1 protein-coding gene is annotated in these 1,327 nt (G+C 35.0%); it reads right to left on the bottom strand.

What is annotated here, in order from left to right; translation table 11 throughout:
• Positions 1-118: 118 nt before the first annotated feature.
• Positions 119-517 (bottom strand): hypothetical protein, encoded by a 399-nt coding sequence (locus BO222_RS00240; RefSeq protein WP_143356862.1) that lies wholly within the window; start codon positions 515-517, stop codon positions 119-121.
• Between the last annotated feature and the right edge of the window lie 810 nt (positions 518-1,327).

The raw sequence follows: 1,327 nt of genomic DNA, 5'->3' as shown, positions 1-1,327 counted from the left end.
TTTCTGAATATTTAAGACGTAATCATTTATTTGCCCTCCCTATCAAGGCAAATGTACCTGCAAAGCAAACAAAACTTATTTTTATGATCACCATACAATTACACTTGACATTTAATAGTTAGGCTTTGTCGTTTAACATATGAGCGATGTATGAAGAAGTCACTCCTCCAGTACAGCAGAAATAGACTTTTAATGGAGTTTTATAACAGCTGCGGCAGATTGTTTTAGATTCTTCAGAATGATCAGACTTCAGGAAGTCGAGAAATGGCTGAATCTTATTTTCAAGTTCGTCATCTTCATTCATATCAAAGTGGAGAAAGAAATCCGTTTCGCCTGTTTTCAGATGAGTGGATTCAAGAGTCAGAATATGATCATCAACCAGAGCAATCGATCCATCGCGATCCACAGTATGAATTTTTACCGAATAGTCATCACGGATGGCTTTAAATTCCTGGCTGGTGACAAAAAGCTGGTTGATCTTTTCAATGATGTTTTGTCTGGTTACAGTCGTTTTCATGATCTCATCCTCCATTTCTATGGTTCCTGTTCTTCTGAGGTTCTGGTTTGTCTGATTCCCGAATTGTTCGAGTGAAGCATTAAAGCGAAAATTATGACAAAAAAATTTGTGTAAATGTTATTGATGGTATTGTCAAGATGGAAAAGTTCGATAATCTTTGCCATCTCTTTATCCATGTTCATTATATGAAAAACATTCCTGGACCAGAATGGCGATAGGTAAAGCTGAAACAAGATTTACAATGGAAAACGCTATCAGGTTTTGCATTGATAACAGAGTTTCAATTCCAGAAAAATTATCAGAATTAATGTCTGAAAAACGGTAAAAATGATTGAAAATTGCCAAAAAACGGGAATATAAATGTGAAATGTGAAGAAGTGGATAATAAGAATGTTCTCAGATCTTCCTGATTTCTTGTTTGAATTCTTCATTCGAATTCTTTGTTTCAATTCATTCTTATAAAGTGATATCTCAATCACAGCTGCATTGAGAATACAATCCCGGATTAAAAAAACTGTCCAGTTTAGTCTTGATGTTTAACGGACAGTTTTTTAGTTATGAAGGTTTGTTCTGTGCAAAATGAAGTTTTAGCGGCATTGAATTTTTAATGCCGCAGCAAACAGGACAAAGAACAGAACAAAGAATGGAACAAAGAATGGAACAAAGAAGAAATCGGGGAAAACTGTTACGGGTAAAGTTTAAATGTCCAATCCGGGTAATGATTACATGTACAAAAATGTTATTGGTTATCTGATTGGATCTCATGAATCCACCTTAAGAAACTGATTCTGGAGGTGGAATTTTCATGGA

Source organism: Ileibacterium valens (assembly GCF_001945525.1).
Classification (GTDB): domain Bacteria; phylum Bacillota_I; class Bacilli_A; order Erysipelotrichales; family Erysipelotrichaceae; genus Ileibacterium; species Ileibacterium valens.
The sequence above is the reverse complement of the archived record's forward strand: the minus strand, read 5'-3'. Positions and strand labels throughout refer to the sequence as shown.